Source organism: Geodermatophilaceae bacterium NBWT11, assembly GCA_014218215.1.
Classification (GTDB): Bacteria; Actinomycetota; Actinomycetes; order Mycobacteriales; family Geodermatophilaceae; genus Klenkia.
Window position 1 is genome coordinate 228,878 of the sequence record CP043652.1, and the last position, 15,861, is coordinate 244,738.

Consider the following 15,861-nt stretch of genomic DNA (forward strand, 5'->3'; position numbering starts at 1 on the left):
CCCGGGAGCACAGCCGGGGGGTGCCCTCGGGCACCTACCGGCTGCAGTTCCACGCCGACTTCACCCTGGACGCCGGCGCGGCGCTGGCCGGTTACCTGGCCGACCTCGGCGTCAGCCACGCCTACGCCTCGCCGCTGCTGCGCTCGGCCGAGGGGTCCAACCACGGCTACGACACCACCGACCACGCGCACGTCGACGAGGCGCGCGGTGGCCGGGAGGCCCTCGACCGGTTCGTCGCCGCACTGCACGAGCACGGTCTGGGCCTGGTGCTGGACCTGGTGCCCAACCACATGGGCGTGGACGACGCCCACGCCTCCCAGTGGTGGTGGTCGCTGCTCGAGCTGGGCCAGGACAGCCCGCACGCGCACGCCTTCGACGTCGACTGGGAGTTCGGCGGCGGTCGGGTCCGGGTGCCCGTCCTGGGCAGTGCCGACGACGTGGCGCAGCTGAAGGTCGAGGACGGCGAGCTCCGCTACTACGAGCACCGCTTCCCGATCGCTCCCGGCACCGGCGAGGGCACCCCGCAGGAGGTGCACGACCGGCAGCACTACGAGTTGGTCGACTGGCGCCGGGCCGACGGCGACCTCAACTACCGCCGGTTCTTCGCCATCAACACCCTGGCCGGGCTGCGGGTGGAGGACCAGCGGGTCTTCGACGCCACCCACGAGCTGGCGGTGTCGCTGGTGTCCGAGGGCCTGGTCGACGGGCTGCGGATCGACCACCCGGACGGGCTGGCCGACCCGCAGCAGTACCTGGACCGGCTCGCCGAGGCCAGCGGCCGCCGCTGGACCGTGGTGGAGAAGATCCTGGAGCCCGGCGAGCAGCTCCCCGACGACTGGGCCACCGCGGGCACCACCGGGTACGACGCGCTGTCCGAGGTCGACGGCGTGCTCGTCGACCCGGCCGGCGAGGCCGCGTTGACCGCGCTGGACACCGAGCTGGTGGGCCACGAGGTCGACTACGCCGAGCTGGTGCACGGCACCAAGCGCGAGGTCACCGACGGCATCCTCGGCTCCGAGGTCGCCCGGCTGGCCCGGCTGGTCGGCGACCTCCCCGGGGTCCCGGCCGAGCAGGTCGTCGAGGGGCTCGCCGAGCTGCTCGCCTCCTTCCCGGTGTACCGCACCTACCTGCCCGAGGGCCGGTCGCACCTGGACGCCACCGTCGCAGCCGTCCGGGAGCGTCGACCCGACCTCACCGCCGCGGTCGACGGGCTGCACCCGCTGCTGGCCACCCCGCACACCGAGCTGGCCACCCGCTTCGAGCAGACCTCGGGCCCGGTCATGGCCAAGGGCGTGGAGGACAGCGCCTACTACCGGTGGGCCCGGTTCGTGATGCTCAACGAGGTGGGCGGCGACCCCGCGCACTTCGGCATCTCGGTCGCGGACTTCCACGCCGCCCAGGAGCACCGGGCGGCCGAGCGGTCGGTCTCCATGACCACGCTGTCCACCCACGACACCAAGCGCAGCGAGGACGTGCGGGCCCGGCTCGCCGTGCTCGCCGAGCTGCCCGAGGAGTGGGCCGGGCTGGTGCGGGGCTGGCTGGCCCGGCACCCGCTGGCCGACCGTCCGCTGGCGCACCTGGTGTGGCAGAACCTGGTCGGGGCCTGGCCGTTGTCCCGCGAGCGGGCGCAGGCCTACGTGGAGAAGGCCGCCCGCGAGGCCGGCACGTCGACCACGTACACCGCACCCGACGAGGAGTTCGAGGCAGCCCTGCACGCGATGGTCGACGCGGCGTTCGACGACCCGACCACCCGGTCGGAGATCGACGCCTTCGTCGCGCGGATCACCCCGCCCGGCTGGTCGAACTCGCTGACCCAGAAGCTGCTGCAGCTCACCATCGCCGGGGTCCCGGACGTCTACCAGGGCACCGAGCTGTGGGACTTCAGCCTGGTCGACCCGGACAACCGCCGTCCGGTGGACTACCGGGCCCGGCGGGAGCTGCTCGCCGGTCTGGACGACGGCGCCGTCCCGGCCGTGGACGCCTCGGGCGCGGCCAAGCTGCTGGTGGTCTCCCGGGTGCTCCGGCACCGGCGCGACTCCCCCGGGTCGTTCTCCCGCTACGAGCCGGTCGGCGTGACCGGGTCGGCGGCCGACCACGCGGTGGCCTTCGACCGGGGCGGCGTCGTGACCGTCGCGACCCGGCTGCCGGTCGGCCTGGCCGCCACCGGGTGGGGCGACACCGCCCTCGAGCTGTCCCACGGCGGCTGGCGCGACCTGCTCACCGGCACCCGCGTCGTCTCCGACGCGCACGGCGTCTCGGTGGCCGAGCTGCTCACGGCCCTCCCGGTCGCGCTGCTGGTCAAGGACTGACGAAGGACTTCCTCGCCCCCCTACGAGCACGTCGGGGGCGAGGAGGTCCTCGCTCAGAAGCGGATGGCGTCGATGACCTTGACGCGCACCGCCAGCAGCGCGGGGAGCAGGCCGGCCAGCGCTCCGACGCCGGCGGCGGCGACCAGGCCCTCGAGGGCGGCCTGCACCGGGAAGCCCGGTTCGTCGGCGATCGGCACCCCGCCGTTGAACCACTGCTCGATCGGCAGGTTCGCCACCACCACCACGGCGAGTCCCACGGCGGCCAGTCCGGCGAGCAGGGTGGCGACCACCGACTCGAGCATGATCGCGCCGAAGACCCGGGACGACGTCGCCCCGAAGCTGCGCCGGATGCCGATCTCCCGCACCCGCTGGCGGACGGCCATCATCCCGACGTTGAAGACCCCGAGCCCGCCCAGCAGCAGGACGACGGCCCCGGCCCCGCGGATGGCCAACCGCAGCACGTCCAGGCTGTCGGCGACCCCGGGTGAGTCCATCCGGTAGGCGTCGACCTGCAGGCCGGGCAGCACCAGCGACAGGTCGTTGCCCACCGCGGCGACCACTGCGTCGGCCTGCTCCGGCGGCACCCACAGCTCCAGCGTGGTGGGCCCGAACCCGTAGCTGCTGGAGACGGTCGTGTCGGCCACCCCGAGCCCCGAGCGGTCGACGCGGTACACCAGCGGGTACTCCCCGCCGTCGTTCTTCAGCACCCCCACCACGGTCGCGGTGACCGGCCGGGCGCCGCCGAGGACGACGCTGCGGGGCCCGGTGAACTCCCCGCCGCCCATCTGGGCCAGCACGAACTCGTTGACCACGAGCGCCGGGGACAGCGAGTCCCGGTCGGCGTCGACCAGCCACCGCCCGGCGACCGGCTCGATCCGGTGCAGCTCCCCGTAGGACGGCGACACCTCCATCGTCGGCAGCTCCTGGGTGCCGGCCGGCAGCCGGAACAGCGCGCTGCTGCTGCGGAAGGTGGCGAACTCCGACACCCCGTACCGGTCCAGCAGGTCCCCGGTCGCGGCGTCCCACTCCGCGGCGGCCGGCGGCAGGCCGGTCATCGGGTCGTAGCCACTGACGGAGATGGTCGCCGGCCGGCCGCCGTACCGCTCCGCCTGCTCCTGCTGCACCTGGGCCACGATCAGCCCCAGCGCGGTCACCGCGGTCATCGCGAACACGGCGAGGAAGACCCCGACCAGGGAGAGCACCACCCGGGCCTTGTGCACCCGGACCTCGCTCCAGGCCTCCGCGAGCACCCCGAGCAGCCCGGTCACGAGGTCGCCGCCGCGGTCTCGGCGGCCGTCATCGGTGTCAGCCGGCCGGCCTCGAGGCGCAGCTGGCGGTCGGCCAGCGCGGCGACCGCGAGGTCGTGGGTGATCGTCACCAGGGCCGCACCCTGCTCGGCGGCGGCCTCGGCGAGCAGGGCCATCACCGCCCGGCCGGTCTCGACGTCCAGCGCGCCGGTGGGCTCGTCGGCCAGCACCACGCGGGGACGGCGGACCAGCGCCCGGGCGATGGCCACCCGCTGCTGCTCGCCGCCGGACAGCCGCTCGGGCACCTGGTCGGCGCGGTCGCCCAGCCCGACCCGGTCGAGCACCTCCCGGGCGGTCCGGCCGCGGCGGAGGAAGTCCTTCCCGCGGGCGTAGAGCAGCGGGGCGGCGACGTTCTCCGCCGCCGTGCGCCGGGGCAGCAGGTTGAACTGCTGGAACACGAACCCGAAGCACTCCCCGCGCAGCCGGGCCCGCCGCCGGCCACGCAGCCGGGCGGTGTCCTGGCCGTCGAGCAGGTACTCCCCCGCCGTGGGGCTGTCCAGCAGCCCGAGCACGTTGAGCAGGGTCGACTTCCCCGATCCGGAGCGGCCCACGATCGAGACGTGCTCGCCGGCGGCCACGGTGAGGTCGACGCCGGTGAGGATCGGCAGCACGCCGCCGTCGGGCAGCCGGACGTCGCGGCCCACCCCGGTGAGCTGGAGCTGGCTCACCCGCCGTACCCGAAGCCCGTCCCGGCGTCGACCGGGGTGTCGTCGGCGACGGGGACGTACTCCAGCACCAGCTGGCCCTCGGTGACGCCGCCGGTGACCTCGACCAGGAGGCCGTCGGTGAGCCCGAGGGTGACCGGGGTCGACACGGGTTCGCCGTCGGTTCCCACGACCCAGACGTTGCCGGCCTGCACCGAGCCCTGGACGGCGGTGACCGGCAGGGTGAGGACGTCGGCCGCGGTGCCGGCCTGGACCGCCACGGAGGCGGCCATCCCGGCGAACACCGGGGTCCCCGCGGGGACCGCGCACCGGGCGGTGGTCCCGGTGGTGGTGGCCCCGGTGGTCGGGTCGAACCCGCCCGTCGTCCCCGTGCCGTCGCCGGTGGACGCCGGCGGGGCACCCAGGGTCAGCCCGGAACAGGTGAACGGCGCCGGCCCGCCCTGGACGGTGACGTCGGCCGCGGCCGGCGGGGTGAGCAGCCGGAACTGGTCGTCCTGGGTGAGGGGCGCACTGATCGACAGCGTGCCGGGGCTGATCTGCCCCACGACGTCCCCGACGGCCACCACCTGCTCCACCAGGACGTCGAGCGAGGTGACCGTGCCGGCTGCGGTCGCGGTGACCGTGGAGACGGTGACCAGCGGCTCCCGCGGCGTGACCGTCTCGGTGCCCTCGGCGTCGGTCGTGGTCACCGGGTCGCGCTCGGTGGTGACGGTGATCGTGAGCAGACCGTCGCCGGCGGCGACCACCGCGCCCGGGGCGACGAGCAGCCGACGCACCTCCCCGATCGCCGTCGCCTTGACCGGCACCGCGGGGTCGGCGACGACGGTGCCGGTGACGGTCACGGTGTTCTGCACCGTCCCGAGGGAGACGGGCACCTGAGGGCTCTCCAGGTCCACCGCGGGTGGGGTGGTGGCACCGTCCGCGGAGGCCTCGCCGGCGCCGGAGCCCCGGAAGGCCAGCACGACCAGGGCCACCGCGATCACCGCCCACACCAGCAACCTCAGACCGGGGAAGACCAGGGTGCGCAGGACCCTCATGGCGGCTCGTCTCGTACGTCGGTGGGGCTGTGACCAGCAAGGTAGCGGCGCCGAGTCGGTTGCGGATCCTCCCCCGGACCGATCCGGTGCCGTGTCGTGTCACCCCCCGGGAGGACGCCAGACCGCGGCCAGGGCAGCCGGCCACGCCGGGTCCCGGGTGTGGTCGGTGTGCCCGCGCCGGCCGGGCCACGACCGCTCCTGCGGGTCCACCACCGCGGGGTCGGGCAGCCGCCACTCGGTACCGGACACCCGCACGCCGTCGGCACCGACGACGTCGTCGCCGTCGTCCTGGCCGTCGGCGGTCAGCCGGGTCGAGGTCAGCAGGCCCCCGTCGGGGCTGCGGTCCCACGCCAAGACCGGCCCGCCGAACGGGTCGGTCGCCCGGAACAGGCTCGACCACCGCCCGTCCAGCACCCCGAGCGTCCAGCGCAGCAGCGCCACCGGCACCGCCCGCGGGAACACCCGGGCGTAGACCAGCCGGAGCTGGGAGGCGTGGGTGACCAGCGCGACCCGGGGCCGCAGCCCGGGTGGCACCTGCAGCAGGGCGGCCAGGCAGATCAGGCTGCCCTGGCTGTAGCCGACCAGCGTCACCCGGTCGGCCCCGCCCCGGGTCAGCAGCCACCCCACCCGGGTGGCCACGTCGCCGACCGCCCGCCGCGAGTAGGGCGGCGGGACGACGGGGTGCACCTCGCGGGGCCAGAACGCGACGACGTCCCAGAGCACGTTGACCCCTCGGCGGACCGCGGGGTGCAGCACCGCGCCCCGACCCGCCAGCAGCAGCCCGACCGCGAAGCCCACCAGGGCCACCGTGCCGACCCCGACCAGCACCCGGCCGACGGGTCCGGCGTCGGGCAGCGGCACCCCGGCCAGCCCGGCCAGCAGGACCCCGGCCGCCAGCACGGTCAGCGCCGCCAGCCCGACCAGCACGCCGGGCGCCCAGGACCGGAGCCCGGCCAGCCACAGCCCGGTCGCGGCGCTCTCGACCACCCGCCCGTCGGTTCCCGGTGGGTAGGAGGCCGCGGCCCTCGAGCGCCGGCCGGGCGCCGACCGGGCCCGGGCCACCAGCACGGCGACACCGACCGCGGCCAGACCCACGACCGCGACACCCCAGCCGGCCGCGGTGGCCCGGTAGACCCCGGCGACCTCACCGCCCAGCACCCGCCGGGTGGCCCAGACCAGCCCGGCGGTGAACCCCAGGCCCAGGGCGGCGGCGACCACGGCCACCACCCAGGCCGACAGACCCGCCGCGAGCGGGCGGAACGGCGCCGGCACCGGCGCGGCACCGCGCCGGCCGAGGAGCACCGCGCCGAGCAGCACCACCAGGCACGCCGCCCCGGTGACGACGAGCGTGGTCAGCGCACCACCGAGCCCCACGAGCCGGTCGCCCGTGTCACCGACCAGCAGTCGACCACCGACCGTCGCCAGCACCGCGCCCGCGCCGACACCCACGGCGGCGAGGACCGCCACCGGCCGCCGGGCGACCGGGCCGGCCCGACGCCACCACCGGCCCGGCGTCCGTGGGTCGCCCAGCCCGAGCACCACCGCCCCCGTGACCGCCGCCGCCGCGGCAGGCACCCAGGCCAGCCCTGCCGCCGTCCACCCGGGCACGGCCAGGACCAGCAACCCCACCAGCACGTGCAACCGGCGGAGCACCGGCACGTCGGGGTCACCGGCGCCGAAGCCGGGGTCGGCCAGCACCGTGCGCGGCACGTCGGGGGCCACCACGGCCTGCGGACCCGGTGGCGGTGCCGGGACCCGCCCGCGGCCCAGGAGCGCGACGACGGCCAGCACCCCGACCACCACGGCGAGCCCGGTGACGACGGCCCAGGGCCGGCCCCGGCCCGGACCCTGCACCGCGACGAGGTCGACGAGCACGGTCAGCGCGCCCAGCGCGAGCGTCGCGGTCAGCGCGGCACCCAGCAGCCGGAGGGCGGCCAGCGCGACGACGCGCTCCGGGCCAGTCCGCCCGGCCGGGAGGGCGTGCGCGGCCAGGTTCGCCAGCCCCAAGGGCAGCAGCAGGAACCACAGCCCCTGCCGCCAGCTCCCGGAGGTGAACAGCGCCCAGTGGTAGCCCTCCAGCACCGTCCCGTCGGCCCGCGGGGCGACCGGGCGGAAGAACCGGCCCAAGCCGTCGCCGGCGACCTGGGTGACGACCGGCTCGCCGAGCAGGTCCTCCGGGGAGGTGCCGCTGACCCCGTGCACCCGCAGCTCCACGGTGCGACCGGTCACCTCGACACCGGGGCGGGGTTGCGTGGGGTCCACACGGGCATAGTCGTCCCGGCCACCGACAGTCCCACCCCCTTGGAGGATCCACTCCCATGTCGTCCCCGGACCAGCCCGTCGAGTTCACCGTCTGGGCGCCGGTGCCCGAGCGGGTCCGCCTCCAACTGGGGGCCGGCCCCGATGCCGCCGTGCACGACATGACCCGGGACGACGAGGGCTGGTGGCGGGTGACCGTGCCGGCCCCGGCCGAGGCCGACTACGGGTTCCTGCTGGACGACACCACCCCGGCCCGGCCCGACCCGCGCTCGCGCCGTCAGCCCGACGGGGTGCACGGTCTGTCCCGCCGCTTCGACCCGGCCGCGTACCGATGGGTGGACCGCACCTGGACCGGCCGCCCGCTGGCCGGCGGTGTGGTCTACGAGCTCCACGTGGGCACCTTCACCGAGGCCGGCACCTTCGACGCCGCGATCGCCCGGCTGGACCACCTGGTCGAGCTGGGGGTCAGCTTCGTGGAGCTGTTGCCGGTGAACGGGTTCAACGGCACGCACAACTGGGGCTACGACGGCGTCGCCTGGTACGCCGTCCACGAAGGCTACGGCGGGCCGGCGGGCTACCAGCGTTTCGTCGACGCCTGCCACCAGCGCGGGCTGGCCGTCATCCAGGACGTCGTCTACAACCACCTGGGCCCGTCGGGGAACTACCTGCCCGAGTTCTTCCCGGTGTTCAGCGAGGGCGGGGCCAACACCTGGGGCGACTCGGTGAACCTGTCCGGCCCGGACTCCGACGAGGTGCGCCGCTACGTCATCGACAACGCGGTCATGTGGCTGCGCGACATGCACGTCGACGGGCTCCGGCTGGACGCCGTGCACGCCCTGGTCGACGAGCGGGCCACCCACGTGCTGGAGGAGATGGCCGCCGAGGTCGACGCGCTGAGCGTCGCCGAGGGCCGCCCGCTGACCCTGATCGCCGAGAGCGACCTCAACGACCCGCGCATGGTCACCCCCCGGGTCGCCGGCGGGATCGGGCTCACCGCGCAGTGGTCCGACGACTTCCACCACTCCCTGCACGCGGTGCTGACCGGCGAGGGCCAGGGCTACTACCGGGACTTCGCCGAGGCCGGCCTGGGCGGGCTCGCCAAGGTGCTCACCGGGGCGTTCTTCCACGACGGTGCGTGGTCGTCCTTCCGCCGCCGGCACCACGGCCGGCCGGTGGACACCCAGGCGCTGCCGGGCTGGAAGTTCCTGGCCTACCTGCAGGACCACGACCAGATCGGCAACCGCGCCGTCGGTGACCGGGTCTCGGCCGACCTCTCCCCCGCGCTGCTCGCCGTCGGCGCCACCATCACGCTGACCAGCCCGTTCACCCCGATGCTGTTCATGGGCGAGGAGTGGGGCGCCAGCACCCCGTGGCAGTTCTTCACCAGCCACCCGGAGCCCGAGCTGGGCAAGGCCACCGCCGAGGGACGGATCGGGGAGTTCGCCGCGCACGGCTGGGACGCCGCGGTCGTGCCGGACCCGCAGGACGAGGAGACCTTCCTGCGCTCCAAGCTGGACTGGTCGGAGCTGGAGCAGCAGCCGCACGCCGACCTGCTGCGGGTGCACCGCGCGCTGCTCGCGCTGCGGTCCACGCACCCCGACCTGGTCGACCCGCACCTGGCCCAGGTGCAGGTGCAGTGGGACGACGCCGACCGCTGGCTGGTCGTCCACCGCGGGTCGCTCCGGGTGGCGGTGAACCTGGCCGACGAGCCGCGCGAGGTCGACCTGGACGTCGAGGCCACCGGGGTGCTGTTCGCCACCGGGGAGCTCCCCGGGGTCGACGGGCACGCGGTCACCCTGCCGGCGCAGTCCGCGGCCGTGCTGAGCACCCGCTGATGCGGGCCCTGCTGCCACCGGCGGCAGGGCTGCTGGACGCTGCCACGCTCGCCGAGACCTACCGCCCCCCGCCCGGCCGACACGTCCGGGCGGGGTTCGTGGCGGCCCTGGACGGCGCCACGAGCGTCGACGGGCTCAGCAGCGGGCTGGGCTCGGCCGCGGACAAGGCGGTCTTCCGGGTGCTGCGGGCCTGGGCGGACGCCGTCCTGGTCGGCCGGGGCACCGCGGCCGCCGAGGGCTACCGGCCGCTCACCCCCGACTCCCCGGTCGGCCGCATCCGCGCCGAGCTGGGCCGGTCGGCGACGGCCCCCGTGGTCGTGGTGTCGAGGCACGCCTCGCTGCTGCCGACCGACCGGCTGGTGACCGACGCCGTCTCCCCCACCCACCTGGTCACCTGCGCCGCGAGCGACCCCGGCCGACGGGCCGTGCTGACGGCGGCCGGGGTGCAGGTGCTGGTCTGCGGCGACGACGACGTCGACCTGCCCGCCGCCCTGGACGCCCTCGCCGAACGCGGCCTCACCCACGTGCTCTGCGAGGGCGGCCCCACGCTGTTCGGTTCCGCCGTGGCCGCCGGCGTGGTCGACGAGCTGTGCCTGACGATCGCCCCCCTGTTGGTCGGCGGCGCCCCTGGGCTGCTGGGCGGGCACGGGCTGCCCGACCCGGCCCGAGCCCAGCTGATCCACCTCCTGGAGGAGGACGGCGCCGTCTTCGGGCGGTACGTGTTGAACAGCTGAGATGGTCAACGGGCGGCCATACGAGCCCCGGCCGCCCGTTGACGTTCCTCAGACGCTGGTGTCCTGCGTGAGCTCGAAGTCGAAACGAAGCTGGATCGAGTCGCTCTGCACCAGGTTGTTCGTCGCTCCCAGTTCGGGGAGGGTCACGGTGATGACTGAGCAGACCGTCGTTCCCGCTGCGATGGGAGCAAGGCCAGAGCCGGCACTCACCAGCTGCAGGAGGGTCCCCCTGAAGGTGGTGTCGATGGTGGGGGTGTCCTCGTCACACGTCTCGCCGGCCGCGAGGACGCGGTAACCGCTGGTTGCCTGCAGCTGTCCAGCCAGCTCCCCTGCTCCGGTACCCGCGCACGAGGTGTCGGCACCGATCTCCGGCCCGACGCAGCTGTTTTCCTCGTTGCCCTGGAGAACGAGGGTCCCCTTGAGGATGCCGTCGAGATTGCCTGCGTTCTGCACGGGCGTGGCGAACGTGACCGTCTGGGTCGGGACGATCTGGGACACGTCACCATCTGACGACGCGGACTGTCCGGCGGCGTTCAGGTAAAGCGTGCCGGCTGAAGCCTCGGGGAGCACGGACGACTCCTGGTCCGAAAATGCGGCGAACGTGCCGCTGGCGCCGAATGCGACCAGCGCAGCGCCGCCCATGGCGGCCGAGGCGAGAACGATCTTCTTCACGGTGTGTCTCCTGACGTGTTCGTCGCTCCGCGACGCCTTCTCGCCGGCCCCTGCCTGGCGAACACGAGGAGGCTCTCCGAAGGCGGAGGGGCCCCACATCGTCACTTCTGTTGATCTGCGACAGACGTGGCCGCGTGTCGTGACGGAACCGTTCAGTTTCGTGACTCTCAGGTCATGGACTGACACCCGTTCGTGTGATGTCGTCACTGGCGACCACGGGGGGTCACTCGATGCACGTACGTCAGGGGTCGGTCGTCGGCTCCCAGCAGTCCACGCGACACCAGGTCCTCGACCGGTTCGGCCGGGTCCTGTCCAGCCCCGCCACTGGGTTCGTGGCTCTCGGCGTCGTCGTCGTGGTCGTCTCGCCGGGGACCGACCGCCACCAGCTGCTCGAGGTCGCTGCCGCGCTGGCCTTCCTGGCCGCTGGCGCCGGCCACCTCCTTCGCGGTCGGGTCACCGGGAACCTGACCAGCACGCGGCTCGGCCTGGCGCTGGCGACGCTCGGGCTGCAGCTGCCTGCCTCGTTCGCGGTGCTCGTCCTGCTCGACGCACAGGGTGCCGTCCTGGCACGAGGTGTGCACGCTGCCGCCTACGCCACGGCCGCCGTCCTCGCCCTGCGCGCCGCCGTCCCCCACGTCCGGCGCTGGCTGGCCCGGACACTGGTGGGCTCGGTGGTGGCGGCGGGGACCGTCCTCACCGGACTGCTGGCTGCCCCGGACCCGGCCACGGTGCGCGCGGCTCTCGCCCTCGGCTTCCTGGGCGCCTCGGGGCTGTGGGCCGGTGTGGCTGTGGTCGCCGCGAGGGTCGACCCGCTCGGCGACCGGGGCCGCGCGTCATCGAGGGCCATCGCCGCCATGGCCGCCCTCGTCGCTGCGTCCACGACCGGCGCGGCGGTCGCACAGCTCGGGGACGGCGGTGGGGCGGTGCCCGCCGGTCTCGTGGACGGCGCTCTCCTGACTGCCGGCGTCATCGCAGCTGTCGGCGCTGCCCGCCGCATCACCGACTCCCTGGACGGACAGGAGCGGTACGTCGCCGCGCTCATCGAGCAGCTGGCCCACCACGAGCTGCAGCTGCAGCAGACGCGGGGTTGCCTGCACGACGCCCGAGCGGCCCTCGCCGGGATCCAGGCGGGGGCCTCGGCCGCCCACCACCCCAGCGTGCGGGCGGACCCGGTCCGGCGCGAGCAGTTGGAGCGTGCGACGACGGCCGAGATGGCCCGACTGCAACGCCTGCTGCGCATGCCCGAGCGGACGCCGGTCATCGCCGACGTCGATCTCGACGTCCTCTTGGACAGCCTCGTGGCCGTCCACCGGGAACGCGGCCTCCGCATCCGGTGGAGTGGGACCGGCCAGACGCCCGTCCGCGCCGACGGGGACGCGCTCGCCGTCATCGTGGGCAACCTGCTGGGCAACGCCCTCGTCCACGCCGCGGACAGCGTCGTCGACCTCGAGGTCACCGTCGGAAACGAGCTGACCGTCTCGGTCACCGACGACGGCCCCGGGTTGAGCGACCTGCAGCGGCACAGTGTCTTCGAGGCCGGGGCACGCCGGGACGGGAGCCCGGGTGAGGGCATCGGCCTCGCTCTCTCCCGCGACCTGGCCCGGCGACACGGCGGGGACCTCGTCGCCCGACCCGCGGCGGAGGGTGCCCACTTCCGTCTGACCCTGCCGGTCACGCCCGTCGCACCGTGCGACGTCCGGTCTCCCGGCTCCGAGGGCTCCTCACCGCTGCACGGTCTCCGGCTCGCCGGGTGAACGGTGCGGTCCTCGTGGTGGACGACCACGTCCTCTTCGCGCAGGCCGTGGCCCTGGCACTCGAGTCCCGCGGGTCCTCTCCGGTGCTCGTGTCGCCGCGGTCCGCCGCGCAGGTGGTGGACGCCTGCGGTCGAGCAGCCCCGGCCGTCGTCCTGTTGGACCTGCGCTTGGGCACGGGTGAGGACGGCGAGCACCTGGACGGTCTGGACCTGGTCGCAGAGGTGGCGTCCACCGGGTGTCGGGTGATCGTCCTGACCGGTGAGCAGGGGGACCACGTCTGGGGCACGGCCCTCGAACGAGGGGCGGTCGCCGTCCTGCCCAAGGACGTCGACCTCGACGTCCTCGCCGCGACCGTCGAAATGGTTCAGCGGGGCGACGTCGTCACCGACCCCGGTCGACGACACCAGCTCATCGCGGCCGCCCGACGGGTGAGGGGTGATCGGGCCGCTCAGCTGGCCGCGTTCAGCCAGCTGAGCCCGAGGGAGGCCCAGGTGCTCCGGTTGCTCGCCGCCGGCCAGGCCGCCGGCTCGATAGCGAGGACGGCGCACGTCAGCGAGGCGACGGTCCGCACGCAGATCCGGGCAGTGCTCACCAAGCTGGGCGTGCAGTCCCAGTTGCAGGCGGTGGCCGTGGCTCGTCGCGCAGGTTGGCTGGAGGACACGGGTCCCTGACCATCAGCCGCCGGCCGGGAGCGTGGTGGCTCCGGACTCCGTGCTGATCGGCGCGTCCGTGGGGGGTCCGTCGGACGACGGCGCCTCGGCGGGGACCGGTGTCGAGGCCGCCGGGGCCGCGGGCGCCACGGTGGGTGGAGCAGGTGTGCTCGTCGTGGCCGACGGGCTGCTGGCGGTGGGTGAGGCGGTGGCGGGCGCCTCCGCCACAGGCTCCGCAGGCTCCTGGGTCGAGGGGTCCTCGTCCTCCACGACGGACGTGGGCGGCAGCTCGGTCTGCGGCAGCACCACCGGACCCCCGGCCGGAGGCGGGAGGAGTGCCGGGGGGAGCACCCCGACGGGGACGTCCAAGCGGCCGGAGAAGCCCCCGCCCTCCTGGGTCACCACCAGCTGGACCCGGCCCTCCCAGGCGGCTCCGTCAGAGGCTCCGGCCCACCGCACCACGACGGTCGACACCGCCGCGCCGGTGCCCCGCGCGATCGGGGCCTCGGAACCGCACGCCGCCACCGTGCGGGATGCAGCCCCGCTGGCCTCGATGGAGAGGCTGTTCCCGGCCAGGGGCCCGCAGTCGGCATCCGTGTCCCCGACCGGGAGCACCCGGGCAGTCAGCACCCACGACGTCTCGCGTGAGGTCGAGATGCTCACCAGCACCTCGGCACCGGCGTCGGGCCCGACGAGGGCCACCGGGTCCTGCGACTCCCCCGGGGGGAGGACCCTCGTCAACCACAGGGTCCCCGCCCCCGCATCGGCGGTGACGGCCGCACTGTCACTGAGCAGGGCGAACGTACCCAGATGACCGGAACCAGCCCCGGCCCAACCACCACACAGCGCGCACGCCAGGACGGCCACCAGCACGGAGCGACGCCTGGTCATCGGACCTGGTCCTGACGCCGGCGCCGGACCAGGACGAACAAGGCCCAGAACAGGACAGATGCGCCCACGAAGATTGCTCCCAGGGCGAGTGGGGCGTCGAACACCGATCCGGCCGCCGTGGCCCGCACAACACCGTCATCGCCGCCGACAGCCACGTCGACCGTCGCGGTCCCCACGGTGTCCGGCCCCGGGGCCACCAGCGCGGCGGCGTCGGCAGGGCGCGCCGTCGACGAGCCGCGGTCCACCCCCTGGGTGCCGGCTGCCACCGGAGCGGCACCCAGGTCGACCTGCGAGGTGGTCCCGCCGGCCCCGGCTGCCACGTCCGGTCGGTCGCTCTCCGCCGGCAGCGACTCCCCACCCAGCGCGCCACCGGGGCCCGAGGCGACCAGCCCGAGGCTGAGAGCCAACGTGTCCGACTGCGCGAGGTCGTCGTCCTCGCCGTCGGGGAAGGCGAACGTGAGGACGAGACACTCGGGACCGGCGACATCGACGCGCGCGACCCGTCCGCCACCGAGGTCCAGGGCGGCGGGATCGGACAGGGCCCGGCACGAGCCTGCCTCGTACCGCCCCGCCTCCGCGGTGACCTCCACCTGGGCGGCCAGCTCGCCGCCGTCCGCGGTGCACGTGGTGTCGCCGGCGGCCACCTCCGGCGCCAGACAGCCGTTCTCGCCCTGGTCCAGGGCGAGCACGGTCACCCCCAGGCGGTCGGCCTGCCCGGCCCACGACGCGGGCAGTGACACCGTGGTCGACCAGCTGCCCCCGGGTGCGAGCCCGTCCTCGGCATGCGCGACTCCCACCGGGAGACCCGCGACTGCAGCGGCGAGCGCCAGGCCACCCAGGGCACGGCTCACGGGGGGTCGGCGCACCCCGTCATCGTGCGGGCGCCCGAGGGGGCCGGGCATCGTCTGTTCTGATGATGCCGCGGGGGTGACGGCGTCCCCAGGATGGGCGGGTGCCCACTCTCGTGCGCAGGATCCGCCAGTTCACCGCCTGGTCGTTGGGGCTCGTCCTCCTCGGCACCACGGCCGTGGCTCTGACGGTCGCGCTGTTCCCGCGGGTCACCGACGGTCAGGCTCTCGCCGTGTTGAGCGGGAGCATGACCCCGGCCATGCCGGTGGGGGCCATGGTCTTCACCCAGCCGGTCGACACCGATGACGTGTCCGTGGGGGACGTGCTCACGTTCGTACGACCGGGCGGCTCGGGTGAGCTGGTCACCCACCGGGTCATCGCCGTGGACACGTCGGGTCGCGAACCGCTCTTCAGCACGCAGGGCGACGCGAACGACGTCGCCGATCTGGACCCGGTGCCGGCGGCAGCCGTGGTGGGGGAACCACGGTGGGTCGTCCCCGAGTTGGGCCGTTGGGCAGCCGTCCTGCACAGTCCTCGTGGCCTGGGGGCCCTCGTCCTCATGGTCTGCGCCGTCGTGGCGACGGCACCTTCCTCACGAGTGGATGCGCGAGGGCCGGAAGCACGGGGAGACGTGGACCCACCCTCCGGTGTCGAGCCCGTCGAGGCTGATGCGGGCGGATCCCGCACCCTGCGCCCTGTCTGAGCTCCGCCACCTCTGACCACGGCGGTCCTCGTGTCCCACGGGAACCGGGCACCGGTGCTGGCTGGACCTGCGGCGGCCAGCGAGCTGTGCGACCCAACACGGCGCTGCTCGACGGCCTCGCCGTCGGCCGGCCTACCGCCCGACCTGAACCGGACTCATCGCCACGCCCCCGGGGCCGACATCAGGCCCACCGGAG

The 15,861-nt window shown here is 74.7% G+C and carries 13 protein-coding genes; 6 read left to right on the plus strand and 7 right to left on the minus strand.

Annotated features, from left to right (window positions below; translation table 11 throughout):
- The first annotated feature begins 20 nt into the window (after positions 1-20).
- Entirely contained in the window at positions 21-2,309 is a 2,289-nt protein-coding gene (gene treY, locus F1C76_01085; protein ID QNG38915.1) for a malto-oligosyltrehalose synthase, read from the plus strand.
- 53 nt (positions 2,310-2,362) lie between these two features.
- On the opposite strand, the gene F1C76_01090 is transcribed toward treY, so the two are convergent.
- The 4 genes from F1C76_01090 to F1C76_01105 all read right to left on the minus strand — a co-directional run bounded on the left by F1C76_01090 (position 2,363) and on the right by F1C76_01105 (position 7,547).
- Positions 2,363-3,577 (minus strand): ABC transporter permease, encoded by a 1,215-nt coding sequence (locus tag F1C76_01090; GenBank protein ID QNG35388.1) that lies wholly within the window; start codon positions 3,575-3,577, stop codon positions 2,363-2,365.
- Positions 3,574-4,284, minus strand: coding sequence for an ABC transporter ATP-binding protein (locus tag F1C76_01095; protein QNG35389.1), 711 nt, complete (start codon positions 4,282-4,284; stop codon positions 3,574-3,576). The genes F1C76_01090 and F1C76_01095 overlap by 4 nt, the downstream gene beginning before the upstream one ends.
- A complete protein-coding gene (locus F1C76_01100) occupies positions 4,281-5,318 on the minus strand; it encodes a secretion protein HlyD (GenBank protein QNG35390.1) in 1,038 nt (345 codons plus the stop codon). The genes F1C76_01095 and F1C76_01100 overlap by 4 nt, the downstream gene beginning before the upstream one ends.
- A 99-nt stretch (positions 5,319-5,417) precedes the next feature.
- Positions 5,418-7,547, minus strand: coding sequence for an alpha/beta hydrolase (locus F1C76_01105; GenBank protein ID QNG35391.1), 2,130 nt, complete (start codon positions 7,545-7,547; stop codon positions 5,418-5,420).
- Between the two features lie 89 nt (positions 7,548-7,636).
- Between F1C76_01105 and treZ the strand changes: the two genes are divergently transcribed.
- Positions 7,637-9,412 carry a malto-oligosyltrehalose trehalohydrolase gene (gene treZ, locus F1C76_01110; protein QNG35392.1) on the plus strand — a complete coding sequence of 592 codons (1,776 nt, stop codon included), beginning with the start codon at positions 7,637-7,639 and terminating at the stop codon, positions 9,410-9,412.
- Entirely contained in the window at positions 9,412-10,146 is a 735-nt protein-coding gene (locus F1C76_01115) for a deaminase (protein ID QNG35393.1), read from the plus strand. Before treZ ends, F1C76_01115 begins: the two co-directional genes overlap by 1 nt.
- Before the next feature lie 48 nt (positions 10,147-10,194).
- Here the strand turns inward: F1C76_01115 and F1C76_01120 are convergent, their stop codons facing one another.
- Positions 10,195-10,917, minus strand: a complete 723-nt coding sequence (locus F1C76_01120) for a hypothetical protein (protein ID QNG35394.1) — start codon at positions 10,915-10,917, stop codon at positions 10,195-10,197.
- 131 nt (positions 10,918-11,048) lie between these two features.
- On the opposite strand from F1C76_01120, the gene F1C76_01125 reads away from it, so the two are divergent.
- Positions 11,049-12,572, plus strand: coding sequence for a HAMP domain-containing histidine kinase (locus tag F1C76_01125; GenBank protein ID QNG35395.1), 1,524 nt, complete (start codon positions 11,049-11,051; stop codon positions 12,570-12,572).
- Positions 12,506-13,243, plus strand: coding sequence for a response regulator transcription factor (locus F1C76_01130; protein ID QNG35396.1), 738 nt, complete (start codon positions 12,506-12,508; stop codon positions 13,241-13,243). Before F1C76_01125 ends, F1C76_01130 begins: the two co-directional genes overlap by 67 nt.
- A 3-nt stretch (positions 13,244-13,246) precedes the next feature.
- Here the strand turns inward: F1C76_01130 and F1C76_01135 are convergent, their stop codons facing one another.
- Both F1C76_01135 and F1C76_01140 read right to left on the minus strand, forming a co-directional pair.
- A complete protein-coding gene (locus F1C76_01135; protein ID QNG35397.1) occupies positions 13,247-13,963 on the minus strand; it encodes a hypothetical protein in 717 nt (238 codons plus the stop codon).
- A 146-nt stretch (positions 13,964-14,109) separates the two neighbouring features.
- Positions 14,110-14,964, minus strand: a complete 855-nt coding sequence (locus tag F1C76_01140) for a hypothetical protein (GenBank protein ID QNG35398.1) — start codon at positions 14,962-14,964, stop codon at positions 14,110-14,112.
- A 101-nt stretch (positions 14,965-15,065) separates the two neighbouring features.
- On the opposite strand from F1C76_01140, the gene F1C76_01145 reads away from it, so the two are divergent.
- Positions 15,066-15,665, plus strand: coding sequence for a signal peptidase I (locus tag F1C76_01145; GenBank protein ID QNG35399.1), 600 nt, complete (start codon positions 15,066-15,068; stop codon positions 15,663-15,665).
- Positions 15,666-15,861 lie beyond the last annotated feature (196 nt).